The organism is Halorubrum sp. SD683 (assembly GCF_002135045.1).
Lineage (GTDB): Archaea > Halobacteriota > Halobacteria > Halobacteriales > Haloferacaceae > Halorubrum > Halorubrum ezzemoulense.
The window spans coordinates 74,163-91,641 of record NZ_NEWJ01000001.1; the positions used below are offsets into that span (position 1 = coordinate 74,163).

Annotated in this window: 21 protein-coding genes and 1 pseudogene; 16 read left to right on the forward strand and 6 right to left on the reverse strand. The window is 65.9% G+C overall.

From position 1 onward, the window contains the following. The first annotated feature begins 324 nt into the window (after window positions 1-324). A complete protein-coding gene (locus tag B9G49_RS00400; protein WP_086214958.1) occupies window positions 325-1,773 on the forward strand; it encodes a cytochrome ubiquinol oxidase subunit I in 1,449 nt (482 codons plus the stop codon). Beyond that, window positions 1,766-2,761: a cytochrome d ubiquinol oxidase subunit II gene (locus B9G49_RS00405; protein ID WP_086214959.1), complete on the forward strand. Its 996-nt coding sequence runs from the start codon at window positions 1,766-1,768 to the stop codon at window positions 2,759-2,761. The genes B9G49_RS00400 and B9G49_RS00405 overlap by 8 nt, the downstream gene beginning before the upstream one ends. 146 nt (window positions 2,762-2,907) lie before the next feature. On the opposite strand, the gene B9G49_RS00410 is transcribed toward B9G49_RS00405, so the two are convergent. The 3 genes from B9G49_RS00410 to B9G49_RS00420 are packed head-to-tail and all read right to left on the reverse strand — an operon-like array spanning window position 2,908 to window position 3,956. Then, window positions 2,908-3,129: a HalOD1 output domain-containing protein gene (locus tag B9G49_RS00410; protein WP_086214960.1), complete on the reverse strand. Its 222-nt coding sequence runs from the start codon at window positions 3,127-3,129 to the stop codon at window positions 2,908-2,910. Between the two features lie 6 nt (window positions 3,130-3,135). Continuing rightward, window positions 3,136-3,708 carry a DsrE/DsrF/DrsH-like family protein gene (locus B9G49_RS00415; RefSeq protein WP_086214961.1) on the reverse strand — a complete coding sequence of 191 codons (573 nt, stop codon included), beginning with the start codon at window positions 3,706-3,708 and terminating at the stop codon, window positions 3,136-3,138. A 2-nt stretch (window positions 3,709-3,710) separates the two neighbouring features. Then, complete coding sequence (locus B9G49_RS00420; RefSeq protein WP_086214962.1) at window positions 3,711-3,956, reverse strand: sulfurtransferase TusA family protein; 246 nt, start codon at window positions 3,954-3,956, stop codon at window positions 3,711-3,713. Window positions 3,957-4,210: 254 nt separating this feature from the next. Between B9G49_RS00420 and B9G49_RS00425 the strand changes: the two genes are divergently transcribed. The 4 genes from B9G49_RS00425 to B9G49_RS00440 are packed head-to-tail and all read left to right on the forward strand — an operon-like array spanning window position 4,211 to window position 7,608. Beyond that, window positions 4,211-5,404, forward strand: a complete 1,194-nt coding sequence (locus B9G49_RS00425) for an MBL fold metallo-hydrolase (RefSeq protein ID WP_086214963.1) — start codon at window positions 4,211-4,213, stop codon at window positions 5,402-5,404. A gap of 8 nt (window positions 5,405-5,412) precedes the next feature. Then, complete coding sequence (locus tag B9G49_RS00430) at window positions 5,413-5,970, forward strand: YeeE/YedE family protein (protein ID WP_086214964.1); 558 nt, start codon at window positions 5,413-5,415, stop codon at window positions 5,968-5,970. Beyond that, on the forward strand, window positions 5,967-6,425 hold the full coding sequence (locus B9G49_RS00435; protein WP_086214965.1) for a YeeE/YedE family protein: 459 nt from the start codon (window positions 5,967-5,969) through the stop codon (window positions 6,423-6,425). Before B9G49_RS00430 ends, B9G49_RS00435 begins: the two co-directional genes overlap by 4 nt. 7 nt (window positions 6,426-6,432) lie before the next feature. Next, the gene (locus tag B9G49_RS00440) at window positions 6,433-7,608 is read left to right on the forward strand and encodes an inorganic phosphate transporter (protein WP_086214966.1); all 1,176 of its coding nucleotides are present in this window, start codon (window positions 6,433-6,435) and stop codon (window positions 7,606-7,608) included. Between the two features lie 16 nt (window positions 7,609-7,624). Here the strand turns inward: B9G49_RS00440 and B9G49_RS00445 are convergent, their stop codons facing one another. Continuing rightward, complete coding sequence (locus B9G49_RS00445) at window positions 7,625-8,359, reverse strand: helix-turn-helix domain-containing protein (protein WP_086214967.1); 735 nt, start codon at window positions 8,357-8,359, stop codon at window positions 7,625-7,627. A gap of 89 nt (window positions 8,360-8,448) precedes the next feature. Here B9G49_RS00445 and B9G49_RS00450 point away from each other — a divergent pair, with 89 nt between their 5' ends. From B9G49_RS00450 to B9G49_RS00475, 7 genes are all read left to right on the forward strand, one after another. Further along, window positions 8,449-9,558, forward strand: coding sequence for a rhodanese-like domain-containing protein (locus B9G49_RS00450; RefSeq protein WP_086214968.1), 1,110 nt, complete (start codon window positions 8,449-8,451; stop codon window positions 9,556-9,558). A gap of 3 nt (window positions 9,559-9,561) precedes the next feature. Further along, on the forward strand, window positions 9,562-10,851 hold the full coding sequence (locus B9G49_RS00455; protein WP_086214969.1) for an MFS transporter: 1,290 nt from the start codon (window positions 9,562-9,564) through the stop codon (window positions 10,849-10,851). Between the two features lie 409 nt (window positions 10,852-11,260). Further along, window positions 11,261-11,410 carry a hypothetical protein gene (locus B9G49_RS16610; protein WP_198943777.1) on the forward strand — a complete coding sequence of 50 codons (150 nt, stop codon included), beginning with the start codon at window positions 11,261-11,263 and terminating at the stop codon, window positions 11,408-11,410. Between the two features lie 2 nt (window positions 11,411-11,412). After that, window positions 11,413-12,450: a sulfite exporter TauE/SafE family protein gene (locus tag B9G49_RS00460; RefSeq protein WP_086214970.1), complete on the forward strand. Its 1,038-nt coding sequence runs from the start codon at window positions 11,413-11,415 to the stop codon at window positions 12,448-12,450. Window positions 12,451-12,543: 93 nt separating this feature from the next. Continuing rightward, window positions 12,544-12,903, forward strand: coding sequence for a thioredoxin (gene trxA, locus B9G49_RS00465; RefSeq protein ID WP_086214971.1), 360 nt, complete (start codon window positions 12,544-12,546; stop codon window positions 12,901-12,903). A gap of 20 nt (window positions 12,904-12,923) precedes the next feature. Further along, window positions 12,924-13,265, forward strand: a complete 342-nt coding sequence (locus B9G49_RS00470; RefSeq protein ID WP_086214972.1) for a hypothetical protein — start codon at window positions 12,924-12,926, stop codon at window positions 13,263-13,265. A gap of 498 nt (window positions 13,266-13,763) precedes the next feature. After that, a complete protein-coding gene (locus B9G49_RS00475) occupies window positions 13,764-14,522 on the forward strand; it encodes a proteasome assembly chaperone family protein (RefSeq protein WP_086214973.1) in 759 nt (252 codons plus the stop codon). Window positions 14,523-14,679: 157 nt separating this feature from the next. On the opposite strand, the gene B9G49_RS00480 is transcribed toward B9G49_RS00475, so the two are convergent. Continuing rightward, window positions 14,680-14,892: a hypothetical protein gene (locus tag B9G49_RS00480; protein WP_086214974.1), complete on the reverse strand. Its 213-nt coding sequence runs from the start codon at window positions 14,890-14,892 to the stop codon at window positions 14,680-14,682. 229 nt (window positions 14,893-15,121) lie between these two features. On the opposite strand from B9G49_RS00480, the gene B9G49_RS00485 reads away from it, so the two are divergent. Next, window positions 15,122-15,544, forward strand: coding sequence for a CBS domain-containing protein (locus B9G49_RS00485; RefSeq protein WP_086214975.1), 423 nt, complete (start codon window positions 15,122-15,124; stop codon window positions 15,542-15,544). Window positions 15,545-15,883: 339 nt separating this feature from the next. Beyond that, window positions 15,884-16,669, forward strand: a complete 786-nt coding sequence (locus tag B9G49_RS00490) for a sulfite exporter TauE/SafE family protein (RefSeq protein ID WP_086215192.1) — start codon at window positions 15,884-15,886, stop codon at window positions 16,667-16,669. An 18-nt stretch (window positions 16,670-16,687) separates the two neighbouring features. Here B9G49_RS00490 and B9G49_RS17255 read toward each other — a convergent pair. Continuing rightward, window positions 16,688-16,887, reverse strand: a pseudogene (locus B9G49_RS17255) (arsenical-resistance protein); the annotation flags it as partial. A 174-nt stretch (window positions 16,888-17,061) separates the two neighbouring features. Between B9G49_RS17255 and B9G49_RS00500 the strand changes: the two are divergent. After that, window positions 17,062-17,466, forward strand: a complete 405-nt coding sequence (locus tag B9G49_RS00500; RefSeq protein ID WP_086214976.1) for a helix-turn-helix domain-containing protein — start codon at window positions 17,062-17,064, stop codon at window positions 17,464-17,466. Window positions 17,467-17,479: the final 13 nt, after the last annotated feature.

Consider the following 17,479-nt stretch of genomic DNA (forward strand, 5'->3'; position numbering starts at 1 on the left):
CCGTCCGTCCGGTGTCGTCTCGGTGACCATCCCTCCGAACACCGTCGTTGCGCGCTGCCGGAGGCGTGGGCGCGTCCGCAGTTCCTCCGTCGACTCCCTCCTTCGATGGACCCCGAACATCTCGCCACAGTAGCCGGTACCGTCACCCCGAGCGGGGAGACCCGACGTTTTCGCGATCGGCAAACTAAGTTTATGTATATTGAAAAACAACTCTCTTGTCGCGTACATAGACTTCGCTCTCGTGAATATAAAGTATTGCATCGAGTCCACCGTATCGAGGATAGTGTGACCGTTCATTAGGCTGTGGGCCGTATCAACACCTGTATGGACCCCATTACACTGCTGTCCGCCGTCGGCCCGGGGTTGGTGCCGGTGCTCTCTCCGGAGCTCGCCAGCCGTATGCAGTTCGGCTGGACCATCTCCGTCCACATCCTCTTTGCGTCGCTCTCGATCGGGCTCGCGCCGTTCATCGTCTACTTCACTTGGAAGGACGTCCGATCGAACGACGAGCGGTACGCGCGACTGCGGTCGTTCTGGGTGAAGGTGTTCGCCGCCGGCTTCGTGATGGGGACGGTCACCGGAATCCCGATGAGCTTCCAGTTCGGCACGAACTTCCCGCAGTTCGCCGAGGTGGCCGGTGAACTGATCGGCGGCCCGCTGGCCTTCGAGGCGAAGATGGCGTTCTTTCTGGAGGCCGTTTTCCTGGGCGTGTTGCTGTACGGCCGCGACCGCGTCGGGGACCGGACGTACGTCCTCTCATCGGTGCTCGTCGGGTTCGGCGCCTGGCTGTCGGGGTTCTGGATCCTGATCGTCAACGCCTGGATGCAGACCCCACAGGGCTACGAGATGATCACCCGCAACGGGATGGAGGTCGCCAAGCTGACCGACCCGGTCGCCGCGTTCCTCACCCCGCGTATGCCCTGGATGTACGTCCATATGATGAACGCGTCGGTGATCTCGGTCGCCCTGCTGGTCGCGGGCGTTTCGGCGTACATCATCTGGAAGAAGCCGGACACGGAAGCCTGGAACACCGCACTCAAGCTGGCTGTCGTACTCCTGCTCGTCTCCGCACCGTTCCAGGCGGTCCACGGCGACGCCTACGGCCGCCACGTCGCGGACACCCAGCCACAGAAGTTCGCCGCGATGGAGGCCCACTACGAGACGGGGCAGGCCGACCTGCACCTGCTCGCATTCCCGAAGTCCCTCGATGCACTCACAGACCCCCGCGCCGAGAACCTCATCACCGTGAGCCTCCCCGGACTCGGTTCGTTCCTCGCTAGCGGCGGCGACTTCGACGCCGAAGTCATCGGCTTGAACGAGTACCAGGAGAACCCCCCGGTCGCGCTCGTGTTCTGGTCGTTCCGGTTCATGGTGGGGCTCGGGTTCCTGTTCATCGGGCTGGCGCTCTGGGGTGGGAACCTCCTGTATCGCGGGCGGTTGTCCGACAGCACACGCTACATGCAGGCGATGACCGCGGCGTCGCCGCTCGGCTACGCCGCATTGCTCACCGGCTGGTACGTCACCGAGATCGGCCGCCAGCCGTGGGTCATCCAAGACGAACTCAGGACCAGCGAGGCGGTCTCCTCGACACTGACCGGAACGGAAGCGACACTGACCTTGGTGGCGTTCGTCGTCGTCTACGTCGGGTTGATGCTGACGGCCCTGTACGTCCTGAAGTGGCTGGTCCGAGAGGAACTCCGGGCGCTCGGCGTCCGTGACGCGAGCGAGGGTCGCTGGCACGGGCCGATTCCGAGGGTGACCGACGATGACTGACCGGTTACTGCCCGTCGACGCTTACCTCGTCGAGTCGTTGCCGGAGATCTGGTTCGGTGCCGTGCTGTTCGCCCTCGGGATGTACGTCGTCCTCGACGGCTTCGATTTCGGCATCGGTATGCTGTACGCGACTCGGACGGACGAACACGAGCGAGAGACGTTTCTGGCTGCGTTCGGTCCGGTCTGGGACGCCAACGAGGTGTGGCTGGTCGCTTTCGGGACGATGCTACTGGCGGCGTTCCCGCGGGCGTACTCCCGCCTCCTCGCGGACAACTACCTGCTCGCAATCGGGTTCGTCCTCGCGTTGGTGTTCCGGGGACTCGGCCCGGAGCTTCGCGAGCAGCGCGACGACGAGCGGTGGAAGCGCTACGCCGACTACGCCTTCGTCGGGGGCAGTGTGTTCGCGCCGCTGCTGTTCGGAATGCTCGCCGGCCGCTGGCTGTTCGGCAGCGCGACGCTGCCGGTGGTGCTAACTGGCGTCGGGCTGGTCGCCGTCTCGGTCATCACGGGTGCAGCGTTCCTCGCTGCCAAAACCGAACCCGGGCTGGCGTCGGAACTGCGGCTGTACGGCATCGGCGCAACTCTGGTGTACCTAGTGGGGGTGGTCGCACTGCTGGGAACTGTTGTCCTGACCGACGCGGGCGGTGCTGCCGACGCGGTCCTCTCGGTCCCCGCGGCTGCAGTCGTCGTCCTCTCGGTCGCCGCGGGGCTGGGTGGGAGCCTGCTGGCCATTCGCGGCCAGTACCGGGCCTGGCTGGCGAGCGCGCTGGCACTCCCCACGCTGTTGACGATCTTGGTCGCCGTTCTGTTGTACCCGACGATCTATCCGCCGACCGGTCTGACAGTCAGGGAAGCGGTCGTATCGCCGCTGGCGCTGAACCTCACAACGGTGCTCGGGTTCCCGGTGTTACTGCTGGTACTGTGGTACTTCAAGTTCCTCTACGGCGTATTCAGCGGCCCAATAGCGGACGAGGGATACGGTGGATGACCGCCACCGGATCTGCCGTCGCGGAACGGTCTACACAGGCAGGCACCCGGCCGGTCTCGGCACTGAGTATCCGTGAGGACCAACCAGCGTAGCCGAGACGGTATTCGGTGAGAAACGGGGTACACCGAAGGAACCGACAGTCAGCTTTACTCGACTTGGACGTGACCGCTCGCATCGACGACGACATCGTGGCCACGATACGCGAACTGAATCTCGGGATTAGACGCTGTGGACTCCCCGATCAACGTTTCGAGCGCATCCGGATCGACGGCCTCGGCTAGCGGCGGATCGAGTGTGACCGGATCGACGCCCTCCGTCTCCGCGACGGCATCGACGATCTGGGGGATCGGGTTCTCGAGTTCGCTCATTGGAGTTTAGACGAGTAGCTGGATGTCGGCGTCGGCCATATCCTGGAGAGCGGTGGCGGCACCGACGCCGGTGGTGACGCCGTCGTAGAAGTCGTCTTCGTCGTAGTCCATCAGGTCGATAGTCATCTGGCAGGCCTGGAACTCCACGCCCATGTCGAGACTCGTCTCGATGAGTTCCTCGATGGTGGCCGTGTCGTTGTCGGAGATCTTCTTCTCCATCATCTTCGTCGTGACGCGGTCCATCCCGGGGAGCGCGGCGACGGCGTTCGGCACCGGCATGTTTGGGTTACCGACGGAGCTGAGCTTCAGGTTCTTGGAGCGCTCCTCGTGGAGGATGTCCAGTCCCCAGAACGTGTGGAAGACTGTCACGTCGTAGTCGAAGGCGGCGGCGGTGCTCGCGAGGATGAGCGGCGGATACGCCATGTCGAGGGTGCCCTTCGTGGCGATGATGCTCATCTTCTTGCCGTCGTCCTCGCTGGTGACCTCGGCGAGCGCATCCTCCAGTTCGTCGACGCGTGCGGCCAGTTCCGCACGCGAGGGCGCGTCGTCGGCCGGCGCGTCAGGTGTGTCCGAACTCATCGTTACTCCGTCTTGCGGACGTAGTGTTTGTACACGTCGTCGCCCTCCTCCTGGTCGACGAGCTCGACGCCTTCGGTGCCGGACGCCCAGCCGTCGATGTCGCTCATGCTCCCGGGGTCGGTCGCCAGCACTTCGAGGATCTCGCCCTCGGCGAGACCGTCGATGGCCGACTTCGCTTTCACAACCGGCATGGGACACGATGCACCTTTGACGTCGAGCGTCTCCGTAATGTCGAATTCAGCACTCATTGGTTATCTGCTCCGTGGGTCTGTATTGGAGCTATCGCACAATACCCTCTCCCCAAGTAAAAGATTGTCGATCCTTGTGGAAACTACAAACAGCTGCTCGCAGGCGTCGCTCCGCGGATCATAGATGTTTCTAACGCACGTATCCGCGAAACACGTCAGACTTCGAGCGAACGGGCTCGGATCAGTATTGTTTGGAAAGGGAATTACTATGCAAACCCTTTTGTACGTCCATCCGGTAGAGATGACCGCACAAGATGAACGCCGACGACTTCCCGACTCCGGACGTCGACGTGGAAACCGTCGACCCGGAAACGCTGAAGGACCGCATCGACGCCGGCGAGGACGTCACGCTCCTCGACGCGCGTATGCAATCAGATTACGAGGAGTGGCGCATCGACGGCGAGAACGTCACGTCGATCAACGTCCCGTACTTCGAGTTCCTCGAGGACGAGATCGACGAGGAGGTTCTCGAGCAGATCCCCGACGACCGCGAGGTGACCGTCCTGTGTGCGAAAGGCGGCGCCAGCGAGTTCGTCGCGGGCACGCTCGCCGACCGTGGCTACGACGTGAACCACCTCGAGGACGGGATGAACGGCTGGGCGCGCATCTACGAGGCCGTCGAAGTCGAGCGCTACGACGGCGCCGGGACGCTGCTGCAGTATCAGCGCCCCTCCTCGGGCTGTCTCGGTTACCTCCTCTACGACGACGGGGAGGCCGCGATCATCGACCCGCTGCGGGCATTCACCGACCGCTACCTCGAGGACGCCGACGAGCTCGGCGTCGACCTGCAGTACGCGCTGGACACCCACATCCACGCCGACCACATCTCGGGGGTTCGCGACCTCGACGCGGAGGGCGTCGAGGGCGTCATCCCCGAGGCCGCCGTAGACCGCGGGGTCACGTACGCGGACGAGCTGACCACAGCCGCGGACGGCGACACCTTCGAGGTCGGCGACGCGACTATCGAGGCCGTCTACACGCCCGGCCACACGACCGGGATGACCTCCTACCTCGTCGACGACAGCCTGCTCGCGACCGGCGACGGCCTGTTCGTCGAGAGCGTTGCCCGCCCCGACCTCGAGGAGGGCGACGACGGCGCGCCCGACGCGGCGCGCATGCTCTACGAGTCCCTGCAGGAGCGCATCCTGACGCTGCCCGACGACACGCTGATCGGGGGCGCGCACTTCAGCGACGCCGCAGAGCCCGCCGAGGACGGCACCTACACAGCGCCCATCGGCGAGCTCGTCGAGGAGATGGACGCGCTCACGATGGACGAGGACGAGTTCGTCGACCTGATCCTCTCGGACATGCCGCCCCGCCCGGCCAACTACGAGGAGATCATCGCGACGAACCTCGGCCAGAACGCGGTCGACGACGATGAGGCGTTCACGCTGGAACTCGGGCCGAACAACTGCGCCGCCAGCCAGGACTCGCTCGCGGGTGACTAACGACGCCGATGGTCACTGATCCAGTACTGCTCCAGGCGGCCGCCGACCTCTTCCCCAACGGGATCAGTCGCTACGCCGTCGGCGGCCTGCTCGTCGGCCTCGGGACCGTCCTGATCTACATCGGGACGGGGATTCCGGCCGGGGCGAGCACGTTCCTGGAGTCGACGCTGTCGTACGTCTCCGACCAGTCGCGGTTCCAGCAGTACGTCGGTTCCCGAGACTGGCGCCTCGTGTTCACGGCCGGCATCGTCCTCGGCGGGCTGGCGTTCGCGGCGACGTTCCAGTCCGGGCTGGTCACGAGTTCGCTGTACGAACCCGGGACGACCGGCCAGCTGTACGAGGTCGCCGGCGTGACGTTCTGGACGACCGACGTCCAGCCCTGGCGGCTGTTCGTCGGCGGTATCCTGGTCGGCATCGGAACCCGGATCGGTAAGGGCTGTACGTCCGGGCACGGCGTCTGCGGCGTCGGCTCGGCGTCGAAGACGTCGCTGATCGGCGTCGTGACGTTCCTGACCGTGGCGATCGGGACCGCACAGGTCGTCGCCGCAATGGGGGTGAGCCCATGAGCGACCGCCACCCGCTGTTCAAGCCGCTGATCTTCGTCGGCGGCATCGTGTTCGGGTTCGGGCTCGGGTTCAGCCACATGGCGCGGCCGGAGGTCGTGCTGAACTTCCTCCAGTTCGAGGATCTCGGCCTCCCGTTCGTGATGTTCGGCGCCGCTATCGTCTCCGGGATCGCGTTCGCGCTGCTGCCCCGGATTCGGGATGCAGCGCCCCTGACGGGCGACCCGTACGAACGCCGGCTGAAGCCGTTCGACCGGAACGTCCTCGTCGGCGGCGCCGTCTTCGGCGTCGGCTGGGGGCTCTCCGGTATCTGTCCCGGCGCGGCGTACGCCAGCCTCGGCGTCGGCAACGTCACCATCCTCTGGGCGCTCGCCGGGATGTTCCTCGGCGCGTACGCCCAGGGCTACTGGCGGAGCCGCAATCAGGCGCGTGACACCGCTACGACGGGCGCCGACTAACTCACCCATGGACCCCGCTCTCGTCGCCCTCTTCGTCGGCGCAGCGCTCGCAAGCCTGTTCATGGCCTGGGTCATCGGTGCCGGTTCGAGCGGCGCCACACCGTTCGCGCCCGCCGTCGGCGCGAACGCCATCGGGACGATGCGAGCCGCGTTTTTAGTCGGCATCTTCGGGTTCGTTGGTGCCGTCACGCAAGGGGGCAACGTCTCGGAAGCAGTCGGGAGCGGCCTCGTCGGCGGCATCAGCCTACCCGTCGCCGGCGTCATCCTCGTGCTCGTGTTGGGCGCGGGGCTGATGGCGATCGGCATCACGACCGGCTACCCGATCGCGACGGCGTTCACCGTGACCGGCGCCGTCATCGGCGTCGGCCTCGCGCTCGGCGGCTCACCGGTCTGGCCGAAATACCGCCAGATCGCCGCCGTCTGGGTACTGACGCCGTTCGTCGGCGGCGGCATCGCGTTCACGATCGCCAGTCTGCTCCCCCGGCCGGACGTGCCCGAACGGTACAGTATCCCCGTCCTCGCTGGGCTCGTCGGGGCCGTTCTCGTGAACGTCCGGTTCAGCTTCCTCGGGGATGGAGGCACGTCGGGGACTGTCCGCGAACTCGGACAGCAGACGCTGGCAGTCAGCGGGCTCACGTCGGCGGTCGGGATTACCGGCCTCGCGGCGCTGACCGTCGCGGTCGTCGTCTGGTGGGATATCAGCCGGGACCAGTCCGGCGGGCTGCGGCGCGTGTTGCTCGCGCTCGGATCGCTTGTGGCGTTCTCCGCGGGCGGGAGTCAGGTCGGTCTCGCCGTCGGACCGCTGCTCCCGCTGCTCGACGAGGTCGGGATGGTCTCGACGTTCGCCGTGCTCGTCGGCGGCGGCCTGGGGATGCTCGTCGGCTCGTGGACGGGCGCCCCACGGATGATCAAGTCGCTGGCACAGGACTACTCGTCGCTCGGGCCGCGACGGTCGATATCGGCGCTCGTACCGTCGTTCCTGATCGCCCAGCTGGCCGTGCTGTTGGGCGTCCCGGTCTCGTTCAACGAGATCGTCGTGTCCGCGATCATCGGGAGCGGCGCCGCCGTCGGCGGTCGGGAAGCGGTGGATGCACGAAAAATCCTCATGACTGTGGGGGCGTGGGCCGGGTCGTTCGGTTTCTCGTTCGCCCTCGCGTACGCCGCCGGTTCGCTTCTGTTGTAGCCGTTCGAGGCCGAACTCAGTCGGCAGGCTGTTCGGTCTGTCGACCGGCCTCGACCCCCAAGGGATCCGACGTGGCGGTTGCGGTGACCAGCCGCAGGAACTGCCCCGCGTTCGTGAGCAGTTTGTTCTCCGCCTTCCGGAGATGCTCCTCGTACGTCGAGCGGGCGACTGAGGTCTGTTCGGCCAGATCTCGGAGGGAGGTTTTCCGCGGCTGTTCGTAGTAGCCGCTTTCGAGAGCGAACTGGAGTGCGGCCAACTGCCGGTCGGTGATGTCCTCGAACAGCTGACTCGCCGGTGCCAGCATGCTGTGGGGGATCTGCGTCTCCGAGATCGAGGTCTTCGAGAGCAGTTCGATCTCCCTGTCGGATCGGAGATCACCGAGCAACTCACGAACGTCGTCGCCGTCGAACGCGACCACGGTGTAGTGCTCCCAGCCCTGGCGGTAGATCGTCGGTGACTGATACAGGCAGTTGTGCTCCTCGAAGCGATCGACGATCGACGCTTCGAGCGAACAGAGACAGGACTGGGTCACGACGTGGTACCCGTCTTCGTCCGCAGATTCGTGCAGGACGGTACCGATCTCGTCGATCTCGTCGAGTAGTTCCTCGCTCGGCGTCGTCTCCGTGCTGATTTCGAGCACTTGGCAGTCGCTCAACGGCCACTCGCGTATGGTCAAGTCCGGGTACCGCTCCGATATCTTCCGGTAGGGGCACTCGTGTTTGACCCGAATCGACGCCTCGTACAGTCCCATACGGGAGGATTCGAACTCGACGCAGTTACCAGTGCCGGTCATGGCCGGCAGTACCCATATGCGAATATCCCTGCTAATCCGGAGTACCGATGCAGGAGATCTCGCCAGCGGAACTCGGTGAACAGTTACAGGGCGACGAGCCGCCACTCGTCCTCGATATCCGCCACCAGGAGGAGTTCGAGGAGTGGCACATCCCGGGCAGCCGCAACGTCGACGTGTACGACGAACTGGCTGAAGACCCGGACCAGGCGAGAGAACCGCTCTCCGATCTGCCCGCTGACAGACAGATCGTCACCGTCTGTGCCGCGGGCGTCGTCTCAGGGACGGCGACGGAACTCCTCCGGGAACTGGGCTACGACGCGGTGACGCTGACGGACGGGATGAACGGCTGGAGCCGCGTCCACCGGCACGCGAAGGTGCCGACCGACATCGACGGCACGCTCGTCCAAGTCGCGCGTCCCGGGAAGGGCTGTCTCTCGCATGTCCTCATCTCGGACGGCGAAGCGGTCGTCTTCGACCCGTCCCACTACCTCGAGGAGTACGAGTCGATCCTCGACGAGTACGGCGGCGAGCTCGTGGGAGTCCTCGATACGCACGCCCACGCAGACCACGTCTCGGGCGGGGCGGAGCTCGCCGACCGCCACGGCGTCCCCTACTACCTCCACCCGAAGGACGCGCTCGCCATCGACGCGACGCCCGTCGAGGACGGCGAGACCCTGACGGTCGGCCGACTCGACGTCGAAGCGATCCACACTCCCGGCCACAGCGAGGGGAGCGTCTCGTTCGACGTCGACGGCGCGGCGCTGCTCACGGGGGACACGCTGTTCCACGACAGCGTCGGGCGCGTGGAACTCGGCGTCGAAGCCGGGATCGAGGAGTCCGACGTGGAGGGGAACGCCGCGACGCTGTACGAGAGCCTCCAGCGGTTGCTGGACCGCCCCGACGACGCGCTGGTCCTGCCGGCGCACGACCCCGGCTCGCCGGAGCCGCCGGTGACTGCGACACTCGCGGCGGTCAAAGAACGGAACGACGACCTCGGCCGCGACCGCGAGGCGTTCGTCGAGGAGCTCGCGTCGGACATCCCAGACCACCCGCCGAACTTCGAGCGCGTCAAGCGGACGAACGTGGGGCAGGAGTCGGTCCCCGCGGACGAACTGACCGAACTGGAACTGGGGCCGAACAACTGCGCGGCCGAGTAATCCATGAGCACGACAACTGAACTCAGACAGGGCATCCGCGAACACCTCGGACAGTTCTCGTTACACGTCCTGCTCGTCTTCGCAACCGGACTGACCATCGGTGCCGAACGGACCGTCGTCCCCGTGCTGGGGGAGGATGTCCTCGGTGTCGAGTCCTTCCTCGTGATCGGCTCGTTCGTCGTTTCGTTCGGGATCGTGAAGTCGATCCTCAACCTCTACGCCGGAAAGTGGGGCGAGGCGTACGGCCGCAAGCCCGTCCTCGTCGCCGGCTGGGCGACGGCGCTCCCGCTGCCGATCATCCTCATCTTCGCCCCGAGTTGGGGCTGGATCACCGTCGGGAACGTCCTACTCGGGATCAATCAGGCGTTGACCTGGAGCATGGCGATCAACGCGAAAATTGACCTCGCGGGCCCCGACCAGCGCGGGCTCGCGGTCGGGATCGACGAGGCGTTCGGCTACACCGGTCTCGCAGTCGGCGCCTGGATCACGGGCGTCATCGCCGGCCAGTGGGGGCTGCGGCCCGAGCCGTTCTACTTCCTCGCCGTGGTCGTGGTGTTGGCGTTCCTCGTCTCGATCTTCCTGATCAAGGAGACCGTGCAGTACGCGCAGGCCGAGGGCGACGACGACCACCACGACGCGAACCTGCCGTTCGAGGAGGTGCTGAAACGCGCAACGTACGGCGACCGAACGCTGTTCGCGGCGGCGCAAGCCGGCCACGTCGAGAACTTCGTCGACACGCTGTTCTGGATCGCCGTCCCGCTGTACCTCACGAGTCAGGGGCTCGGTATCGCGGCGGTCGGCGTCGTCGTCGGCGTCCACAGCGCGATGTACTTCCTCCAGATCGCGACCGGCGGGCTCGCGGATCGGATCGGTCGCCGCCCGCCCGTGATCGCCGGGATGTTCCTCGCCGGCGGGGGCGTCCTCGGGATGGTACTCGTCGATAGCTACCTCCCGTGGGCCGTGCTGGCTGGCGTCTCCGGCCTCGGGATGGCGCTTTTGTACCCGAACCTGATGACGGTCCCCAGCGACGCGGCCCACCCCACGTGGCGCTCGGCGGGGATGGGCGTCTACCGGATGTGGCGCGACTCCGGCTACGCCGTCGGCGCGGTCCTGATCGGCCTCTCGATGGAGTTCGTGAATGCGGCGGCCGCGTTCTACGTGACCGCCGGCCTGATGTTCGCGTCCGGCGCAGTTGTGTACGTCTGGATGGAGGAGACCCATCCCGAGTTCGGCACTCACGAGCCGCCGGCACCTGCGACTGCCGGAGAGGCGACGGGTGTCACGGACGACTGAACCCCGAGCGTTCTCGGGGGACCCCGGCATCGGCGGTGGCCCGATCGAGGTGGACGGGAGCCGGAACGACTGCCGTCCGCGCGAACGCGTGTCCGCCCGCGGGCGACCGTATCACGTTATCGCCACCGCCACGTTTTCCCGGCCTTCAGGTCGCTCGTCCTTCCACCTCGGCGCGTCACGTTTCCCGTTCTCCCACCCCGGCGCGCGCGAGGCTCGCACCCCCCGATTTCGACCCCGCCGACGCGAACCGTATATTTGGATAACCTATGAGTGTATCCGAATCCGTTAGCCGTCGCATCCACTCCAGTAATATTGTATTGTGATCCCACAACCGTTAAATGCCACAACGGAGTAGGCTCGACCGAGCAGAATCCCATGATAAACACAATACTGTTCGAGGTGTCGACCGATGTTCGGGCTTGAGAGCGCCACGGGCGTCGACGGCGCCCTGCTCGTCATCGGTGTCGTACTGCTTGAAGCGATCGTCCTCTACGTCGGCTACGGCCTGCTGGAGCGGCTGGTCGGCCCGACGCTCGTCGACGCGGTGGGTGGTAACTAATGATGGAACTGTTCGGTGTCTCGGTGGCGCTGCTCGCCCTGTTCGCCGGGTTCGGCGTGCTGATCGGCCTCCTGTTCGGTTTCTTCGGGATGGGTGGGTCGTTCCTGGTGACGCCCGCACTGATGGTGATGGGGTACAAGACCGACGTGGCAGTCGCGTCCGGCCTCGCGTTCGTGTTCGCCACGTCGGTGATCGCGACGCTGAAACACCGTGACCTCGGGCAGGTCGACTACAAGCTCGGGGTGCTGATGATCGCCGGCACCACGGTCGGGATCGAGGTGGGGAAGATGGGCCTCCACTACCTCCAGGATATCGGCCTCGCGGACACGGTCGTGAGCGTCATCTACGTCCTGCTGCTGGGCGGGATCGGCGTGTTCATCACCTACACCGCCGTCAAAGGCGACGACGGTGGCGGCCTCAGCCCCGACCACGACGAGGTCGACGGCGAGATCGACGCCGACGAGATCCCGGATATCGCCAAGAAGATACAGTCCTACCGGGTCCCCCCGATGATGAAGCTCCGTGGCGGGATCAGAGTGTCGCTGTGGATGATCCTCCTCGTCGCGTTCGCAACGGGGCTCCTCTCGGGGTTCCTCGGCGTCGGCGGTGGGTTCATCCGCATGCCCGCGCTGTTCTACCTGATCGGTGTGCCCGTGCCGGTCGCCGTTGGGACCGACCTGTTCGAAATCGTGTTCTCGGGCGGGATCGGCAGCTTCCTCTACGCGATGGACGGCGCGGTGAACCTCTCGATCGTCGTCCCGCTGCTGGCGGGCAGCGCCGGCGGCGCCCGCATCGGCGCCGCGGCGACCAGCCTCGTCGACGAGGACGAGATCAAGGTGTACTTCGGCGTGATGCTCCTACTGGGGGCGATCGCCGTCGCCCTTCGGAAGATCGGGACGTTCATGGAGATCCCCGTGCTCCAGACCGTCTCGCTCGTCGTGATCCTGGGTGCGGCGACGCTGGTCGCCGGGGCCGTCGTGGTCAGCTCCGTCCGGGCGCTCCAGGCGGAGTCCGACTCGACGACGAGCGTGACCAACTGACTGGTCCCCCTTCTCGGGCGCGCCGCCGGGCCGCAACGGAATTGTGCGTTTTACCCAAAACTGTTAATTAGCACCGCGACGTACGTGCTGGTGATGGCAACCGACACTGCTGCCGACGCCGGCACCGACAGTCCGACCGAGCCCCACCACGTCGACGGCGAAGCCGAACTCGACGAGCTCGTCGCCGAGAACGGCGTCGTGCTGACGGACTTCTACGCCGACTGGTGTGGTCCCTGTCAGATGCTCGAACCGATCGTCGAGAGCCTCGCCGCGGAGACCGACGCGACCGTCGCGAAAGTCGACGTCGACGCCAACCAGGCGCTCGCGTCGGCTTACGGCGTCCGCGGCGTCCCGACGCTCGTGCTGTTCGCCGACGGGAAGCAGGTCGAGGAGATCGTCGGCCTCAAAGGCGAAGACCAGCTCCGGGCGCTCGTCGAGTCTTACACGGCGTGATGATCGGAGGCTGGTGAGCGATGGGCGAGCGAGCGACTCCGGAGGCGGCCCGCGTCGTCGTCTCCTTTCGCTCCCCCGAGACGGATCCGGACGGGGACGACGGCTGGTGGGTCGCTGACAGCGAGTGGCTTCAGGAGAGTATGACCGAGGACCGATACCGGCGCTACCTCCGACGGGCCCACGCCGGGCCGGTCGACGTGGGCGACGAGTGGGCGGAGTTCGTCAACTGTGGCTGTGCGAGCCCGGAGGACGTGATCCTCCGGGTGGAGGAGATCGACGGCGACGCCGTGATCGGCCCGGAAACGTCGATCGAGGTGGTGCCACGGAAAGCTGTCGTCGACGCCGGCGGGGAGACGGCGTAGGTGAAACGGCGCCGGGGCGGGGGGCTTAAAACAGCCGTGGATCGACCCGTGCTCGTCGACGTCGATACCGGCGGCCGAGGGATCGGCCGGGAGCACCGGCATCGCCACGGACGCTCGGCGTACGGCTATTGTGTCCACACAGCGGGGGAAGCTGCCGGTCAGAACATCCGCATGACTTGGCCGAGGGTGCTCACGCGCTATTCGTCTGGGATCGAGAGCGATCGGCGAGGGGAAGAGTGTGTCAACGGCTGTAACACCGGGAACACCTTGATGTACCACCAGGTAAACGGTAGAGCCGCGGCCCTCCAGGAGTGCGGTTCCCGCGCTCGAACGGGTTCGCCACCGCTGTGTGAGCGGTCGGCCCCACTCGCCGGCCGCCACACGTGGCATCGAGCCATCTCTCCGCCATCGGCGGCTCCCCCTGCCGCCGACCGAACTCCTTGTTATGGCCCCGTGGGCGCTCCATAACGAAGTACGCGAGCGCGTAGGTCCAAGCTGATGGACGAGCCCCAAGTGACGTTCGACCGGCTCACGGATCTCGGCGCCGAATCGCCCGTGCTGATCGAAGGGTTCCCCGGGTTTGGGCTGGTCGCCGCGATCGCGGTCGATCAGATCACGACCCAGCTCGGCCTCGGCCACCACGGGAACATCGTCTCCGAGGAGTTCCCGCCGGTGCTCTCGTACCGCGACGGCCACGCACAGGATCTGGTCCGGGTACACGCGGACGCCGACCACGACGTGATGACCCTCGAGAGCGATCTCGCGCTGCCACCGTACGCGTTCCAGCCACTGAGCAGGTGTGTCCACGAGCAGTTGGCCGACGAGTTCGACCGGGCGATCTTCCTCGCCGGCGCGCCGGCCCGGAACGAGGCGGAGGTCGGGAACGTGACGGCGGTCGTGACCGACGAGCGGATGGCGGCCGACGTGACGGCGGCCGGGATCGAGCTGGCGCCGGAAGCCGGTCTGATCGGGGGTGTCACCGGCGCCATCGCGAACGACTGCTACCACTACGACGTGCCTGCGGCGGTGTTGGTCGTCCGGTCCGATCCGTACCTCCCCGATCCGGGCGCGGCCCGGTCGGTCATCGAGGACGCGCTGGAGCCGCTGGTCGCGTTCGACATCGATACGAGCGAGCTCGAGGAGCAGTCGAACCAGATCCGCCGACAGATGCAACAGATCGCCGAACAGTACCGCAAAACGCTCGAGGGGGAGTACGGGGGCCCCCAGTCCGAGACCGCGATGACGGGTATCCAGTAGCGAATGACCACCGGGCGGAGCCTTCTCGGGACCGGTAGCGGGCTGGCAGCCTCGCTCGCGGGCTGTCTCGACGGGCCGATCGGCGACGCCGCGTGCGTCGGGAGCCTCGTCCCGAGTTGACCGCGACACGGTGACGACACACCCCGCTCACCCCGGGTCAACTGCCGGGAAAGGGCATGTGGTCCCACTCCCAGGCCCAACAGTAGAGAAACGACAGTCCCGCGAGAGTGCCGCTGGCGACGACGACGTACCACCCCCACGGGACGACGTCCCAGAGCAGCAGCATCGGCAGGCCGATCACGAGCCCGACCGCGCCGATAATCAGGCCAAGGACGCCGATACACTCGAAGGGACTGGGGATCGAAACCATCTCGTGAACGCGACGCCCCCGACGGGGAAAAGTATGGATCTGTTACCGGGTCAGCCTCGCGTCGCTCGACGCGGGCGGGCACGGTGACGAGCGTCACCGATTCGGGTCGAAGCTCGCGGCGTCGAGAGGCCGTCGACACGCGGTTCGAGGAAGTAGGACGAAGATAGCGATCGTGACGGCCCCGAACCGTGTCTATACTCTTGAGGGCGACGGCCAAACGTGGATACCCATGCCCGTCATAAACATCGCACGCACGGACGTAATGACCGCGAGCCGTGACCAGTCGGCCGGGAACCTCGCGACCGTGATGAAAGAGGAGAACGTCGGCAGCGTGATCATCGAGAACGACGGCGAGCCCGTCGGGATCGTTACCGACCGCGATCTCATGATCGAGGTTCTCGAACCCCGCGGCGATCCCACGACGACGACCGCCGAGGCGGTCATGACCGAGACGCCGGTGACCGTCGACGGCGATCAGGGCGTGTTCGACGCCATCCGGACGCTCCGAGAAAGCTCGGTCCGGCGGCTGCCGGTCGTCGACGAGGACGACGCTATCGCCGGGATCGTCACGCTCGACGATCTCGTGGTGTTGCTCTCGGACGAGCTCGACAGCCTCAGCGAGATCATCGAAGCCGAGTCCCCGCCGTACTGATACTACCTTAGTTGCCTTACCTGCCTTAGCTGAGGTGTTAACCCGAGGTAAGTGATCCGGATCGCCGCCGATCGAACGCGATAACGGCGGCCTACAGGCCGAACGAGCAGTAACGACAGCCTGAGGGACCGTCGGTGGGCCCGGAGTCGGGCCAGTCGTGACCGTAGTCGAGGGGCAGCGTCGACACCGGCCGCGCAACGCGGGCGGCGACGATCCGAACGGTCCAGCCGCGTGCCTGCCGGCGAAGTCCCAGTTCGTTTGCCGTTTCCGGCGGTTTCGGTTCGACGATCACACCAGAGTAATCAATAGCGCGGGCGTTCATCCGGTAGACGAGTGACGATGATCGAATCGATCCTCCGGGTGGACGTTCTGCTCTTTCTGGCGATCGGGCTACTCGGTGGCGCCCACTGCATCGGCATGTGTGGGCCGATGGTGACGATGTACGCCGAGCAGATGTCGCCGCAGTCGGGGCACGCGGGATCGACGAACCGGCGCGGACATCTGACGACCTACGAAGTCCGGCAACACGCGCTGTTCAACGTCGGACGGGCGGTCAGCTACGCGCTTCTCGGCGGGGCGTTCGGGGCGCTCGGGGGAGTCGTGTTCGTGACGACCGAGCAGTTGACGGCGGTCGCGGCACTCGTCCGTGGCACCGTCGGCGTGGTGATCGGCGCGTTCATCATCGCCTCGGGGGCGAAGTATCTCCTCGGCGGCGCCGTCGGCGTCCGGATTCCCGGCGTCCAGCGGGTGACAGGCTGGATCGCGGCCCGTGTCGATCGGTACGTGAACAGCCCAGGGATCGTCGGCCTCGGCGCGCTACACGGGCTGCTCCCCTGTCCGATCCTCTATCCGGCGTACCTGTTCGCGTTCGCGACCGGCTCCGCCCTCTCCGGGTTCATCGCGCTGGGGGTGCTCGGGATCGGGACGATCCCGGCCGTCTTCGCGTACGGAACGCTGATCGACTCCGTCGACGTTGTCCACCGCCAGCGGCTCCACCGGCTGCTCGGCGTCGTGTTCGTCGTGCTCGGCTACGTCCTGCTGGCCCACGGGCTGATGGCCGTCGGCATCCACGTGCCCCACCCGATGCTTCCCCACTATCAGCCCCTCGGCGGGGCGATGGGGTAGCCCCGGACCCGGCGCGGTTCAGTCGTCCTCGGCGGTCGAGTCGGCGTTGCCGGCGGTGTTCGCCGGGGCCGTGCTGTCGAGCCGTCCGGGCACCTCGATCAGCGGGCCGATCACGTCGTAAAGGCGACGCCGGAGCCGACGCCGACCACCGCCGTCGCGACGGCGATGGCGAGTTCGAAGTTGTTCGAAGCCGCGGTGAAGCCGATCACCCACCCCGTTTCAGGGCGTCCCAACCGCCGGAATTGGGTTTTCGTCTGCGCTGCGTCGAATCCCCGAGCGACGAGCAACCACGTGGGTGCGGTTCCGGTCTCGTTACATCAGGTTCACCGCGAAATTGTGTGAACTGTGCAAAAGTCTTTTAATGACTCAGCGCCTACGAACTGACGATAACGATGCCAGATTCGATGTCTGAACAGCTCCGCCGGGACATGGAGTGCGAGGGGCTGCTGGAGTGTTTCCACGGTCTCAAGGAGCTCGACAAGGAGTGCTTTCAAGCGCTCGTCGAGGCCGACGAACCGCTGACAGTCGACGAAATCGCCGAGGCTGTCGATCGTGAACGCTCGACCGCCTACCGTGCCGTACAACGGCTGCTACAGACCGGATTCATCGAGAAAGACCAGATCAACTACGATCAGGGTGGCTACTACCACGTCTACTCGCCGACGGACCCCTCCAAGATCGCCGACGACATGCAGCGGCTCCTCAACGACTGGTACGCGAAGATGGGACAGCTCATCCAGGAGTTCGAGACGAAGTACGAACAGACGGAGACAGCAGCCCCGGCCGCCGAAAGCTAACGCCTCCAGTTCT